3 protein-coding genes are annotated in these 3,820 nt (G+C 59.6%); all 3 read left to right on the top strand.

What is annotated here, in order from left to right; translation table 11 throughout:
* Positions 1 to 934 (top strand): hypothetical protein (locus NKH28_RS34070; RefSeq protein WP_352981438.1); only part of this gene is annotated, 934 nt, incomplete at its 5' end.
* Between the two features lie 218 nt (positions 935 to 1,152).
* The gene (locus tag NKH28_RS34065) at positions 1,153 to 2,403 is read left to right on the top strand and encodes an XRE family transcriptional regulator (RefSeq protein WP_352981437.1); all 1,251 of its coding nucleotides are present in this window, start codon (positions 1,153 to 1,155) and stop codon (positions 2,401 to 2,403) included.
* A gap of 4 nt (positions 2,404 to 2,407) precedes the next feature.
* On the top strand, positions 2,408 to 3,544 hold the full coding sequence (locus tag NKH28_RS34060; RefSeq protein ID WP_352981436.1) for a beta family protein: 1,137 nt from the start codon (positions 2,408 to 2,410) through the stop codon (positions 3,542 to 3,544).
* Positions 3,545 to 3,820: the final 276 nt, after the last annotated feature.

Here is a 3,820-nt window from a genome sequence, read left to right as displayed (position 1 = left end):
AAAGGCTCCGCGCCAGCGCCCGTCGCTTCACCCGCCCAGCAGGGCACAACCCACGCCGGAAACGAACTCAAAACTGGATAGAAACTGGGGGCAACGTCACTTGCTTGTGCGGTCGGCCGACTGGAATACCAACAAGGCTGAAATGCCACTCGAACGTATGTTCGAGTATACGGAAAAGCACCTCGCCGCCTACTTCACGACAGACGGTAAGCCAAATTTCGACTGGCTCATCCAGCACCCCTGCCTGTTCATGGAAGAAGGCGTCAGGGATGAAGTGGCCTACGTAGGTCGCGTCACCAGGCATCGCATCAGCGGCAAGGAAGTCGCGATCGAATACCAGATCGACAAGGAAGTTCCGGTACTTCGCAACGACTTCATCTATGAACACCGTCGGCACTTTGACATGACCGCTGATTGGGAATTTTCCCGCAACCACTGGGCGGTCAAGGAAGTGGACCTTTACCAAGTCCTTTTCCACATCATGCGCTCGCCAGTCCGTCAGCGTCCGGAGGTCTTCAAGATCGGGGAGCGCGAGACCGTCGATCCGAATCTGGTGTCCGCAATGATGCCGTTCGCTCCCGCGTTCAACGGCGTCTATGCCTCAATCGAGGCCGCGGCTGCGCAGATTGGAATGACCTGCCACCGCGCTGACAACGTATGGGAGCACCACGCAATCATTCAGGACATCGTTCAGCTCATCGACTTCGCGCGCATCGTTGTCGTCGACTGCACCAGCCGTAATCCCAATGTCTTCTACGAGGCCGGGATCGCGCATACGCTGGGCCGCGAAGTCATCCTGATCACGCAAAGTAAGGACGATATCCCCTTCGACCTTCAGCACATCAGGCATATTCCTTACCTGAACAACGGCGAAGGGCTCGCCGACCTGAAGGACAAGCTTCTCAGGCGGATGAAGACTGTGACCGGTCGCTAAGCAGGTTACCGCGACAGGCCCTTGCTCAATGGCCTTGGCTTCATGCTGGGTCCGGTTGACCCTCATGCGATTGCTATGTGGGTTCAACACCGTTCTTCACAAGCCGATGACCTCTCCGCTGCCTTCCATCTTGAACACAACGATTTTGTTGTGTAGTTGAGGGCATGACGGAATTTTCGATGATTCTTAATGAACGGGAAGCACGCAACGCTCGAGAAATGACGTCCGAGCTCGATGAGTTATTATCATCGGCACGGACGTTCGAACCGATCGTCGCCGGCCTCCCCCCTCAGGTGGTTGACGGCTTCCGAAACGCCATCAAAGCCGAAAGAGGAGAGCTCGAAGCTCTGGTCAAGGCGTATGAGGCGGCGAAGGCCGGGGACTTTGAAGACCTTGAGCGTCGGGCCGAGAACGACCCCGGCCTCACGCTAATAGTCGCTCGTATTGCGCGTGGGCTGACGCAAAAGGAGTTGGCAAGAAAGCTGGGCCTAAAAGAGCAGCAAATTCAAAGATACGAGGCCGACAGATACAGATCCATAAGCCTCGCCAACTTTCGACGCGTAGCGAGGTTCTTGGGCGTCGATTGGAAGATGGGCCTATCCAACTGGTTTGGCGGCGGCTGGAACATAGCACGCGATGTCTCTGCGGCCGAGGTTAGGAAGGTACTGAAGCACGCTCGCACCAACGGCTGGTTCGGGGATGATGATCCGGAGGTTGGGGCCGACGAGGAAAGCTTCAACTATCTTCAGCGCTACGTGTCGGACCACATCCTAAAGTACGGCAGCCCTTCTCTGCTGCGAACTGGCACGAATGTGCAAGACCACTCTGAGGACCTCCTGGTGCTGGCTTGGAAGGCGCGGGTGACCCGCCGCGCCGAGCAGATCATCAGCGCCCACGCCGTAGCCTATCGCCCGCTCGACATAACTTGGCTCATGGAACTAGCTAGACTCAGCCAGCACGGAGATGGACCGGCGCGTGCGCGCGACCTTCTGCTGAGCAAGGGGATCGTACTGGTGGCAGAGCCGCAGATACCCGGGATGAAGGTGGATGGTGCCGCATTCCTGTTGGAACGCGTGCCGGTCATCGGCTTGACGCTGCGGCGAGACACGGTGGACAACTTCTGGTTCACGTTGCTACACGAGGTCGGGCACGTCATCCTCCACTACCGAACCGGCCTCCGCACAGGTTTCTTCGACGACACGGACACAACCCACGTCGACGAGATCGAGGAGGAGGCGAACTCGTTCGCCTCCAACGTGCTTATCCCCGAAGAGCGCTGGAAGCGATCACCGGCTCGAATCACGAAGTCCCCCGCAGTAGTCGAGAAGTTCGCGAAGGAGCTGGGGATAAATCCTGCCATCGTCTTCGGCAGGATACAAAAAGAGAGGGGAAACTACGCGGTCTTCTCGAACTCGATCGGGAGAGGCGCGGTCAGGAAGCATTTGATCGAGCCCTCGAAAGGAAGCTAGACCCATGGCTCGCACTCGCCCCATCTACGTCCCGGCACTTCGCCTCAAGCAGGGCGAGTATCGCGGCTTGCAGCGTCTCGCCCCCGACGTGGCAGATAAGATCGTCCCGCGTCTCGTTGTTCCTCCTCCCAAGGAGCGCGACCCGGAGAAGCACCGTCTCCTTACCAAGGACGAAATCGTCCACGAGACGGGGCGCCGCATCGCCGATCACTGGAAGATGCGCGACGCCTTCCTCGACGTGCGCTTCCTGTTCCCGGAGTTCGGAGAGGCGGAGTGCGCCGAGTGGCTGCCCAGGATGTTCGACGTGGCGCGTAAGGCCCATGCCCAGCCGATCCCCATCCTGAGTCTGGAAGACGCCATCGGGCCTCGGATGGCGGCCTTTCGGCTGGCCCTGGCGACCGACGGTGCAACGAGGGTCGCGATACGGGTCGAATCCGGCGAGATCGACAGCGAGCTCGCCGGCCGCTTGGCCTCGGCCATGTCCCGGCTTGGCGTGACCCCGGAGGAGTGTGCCATCCTAGCGGACTTCTCGGACGCTGACTTCTCCGACGCCCTCGCGGTGGCCAACATCGCGCAAGCCGCCCTTGAAGATCTACAAGGCATTGGCCGCTGGCGCCATGTGATCTTCCAAGGGACGAACTATCCTGAGTCGAATCCCGCAGAGGCGGATGGCAACGCAATCATTCCCCGCAACGAGTGGCTGGCCTGGAAGGAGGCGATCAAGCTAGACGGGACCTCGCCCGAGCATTTGATTTTTGGCGACTACGGAGCCGACTGCGCGAAGTTCGAGTTCAGAAAGAACTCCGGTGGGATCCCGATCCGGCACTACCGGTACACTACCTCCGACAGCTGGCTTGTCGTCCGCGGCTCGGCTGCGGGCCAAGCCGAGGCCGTCATGCGCGGCGTCTGCGAGCGCATCCTAAGCAGCGGAAAGTTCGCCGGGCGGAGCTTCAGCTCGGCCGACGACTATATTTTCAAGACGGCTAAGGGGCGGGACGGACCAGGTAATGGCTCGACGTGGCGCGAGATCAACACGACCCACCACATTACGCAGGTGGTCCGCGACATAGGCGGCATCAAGGGGATGACGTTCACTGAGACAACTTTTGTCGACCCAACCGATCAGCTGTCAATTATCTAATGTGGACGTGATTCCGATGTAGCATCGCGCGCCGGCGGCTTGTGGGGCGCCGTTAGCGACTATGGAACGGCCGAGAAAGGGGTCGATAGCTGACGAGGCAATCTTTGGCCGATGACCGTCAACTCGAACGGCAGCTTATCGCCTAGCGCTGCTCAAAAGCCGACCGTCCGGATACGTGAAGAGTTTCGGGCGCCGGCAGGCGTACGAAAGTCCCCGAGGAAGGAACCCGCGGGCCACAGGCGATGGCTATGGGGATTTCGGATTTCGGCAGATGTC

Origin of the sequence: Mesorhizobium sp. M1227, assembly GCF_040318315.1 — a bacterium.
Classification (GTDB): domain Bacteria; phylum Pseudomonadota; class Alphaproteobacteria; order Rhizobiales; family Rhizobiaceae; genus Mesorhizobium.
The sequence above is the reverse complement of the archived record's forward strand: the minus strand, read 5'-3'. Positions and strand labels throughout refer to the sequence as shown.

What these genes read in the sequence shown, in the direction of transcription:
- NKH28_RS34065 (WP_352981437.1), top strand. Translation starts at nt 1,153, where the DNA reads ATGACGTCCGAGCTCGATGAGTTATTATCATCGGCACGGACGTTCGAA.
- NKH28_RS34060 (WP_352981436.1), top strand. Translation starts at nt 2,408, where the DNA reads ATGGCTCGCACTCGCCCCATCTACGTCCCGGCACTTCGCCTCAAGCAG.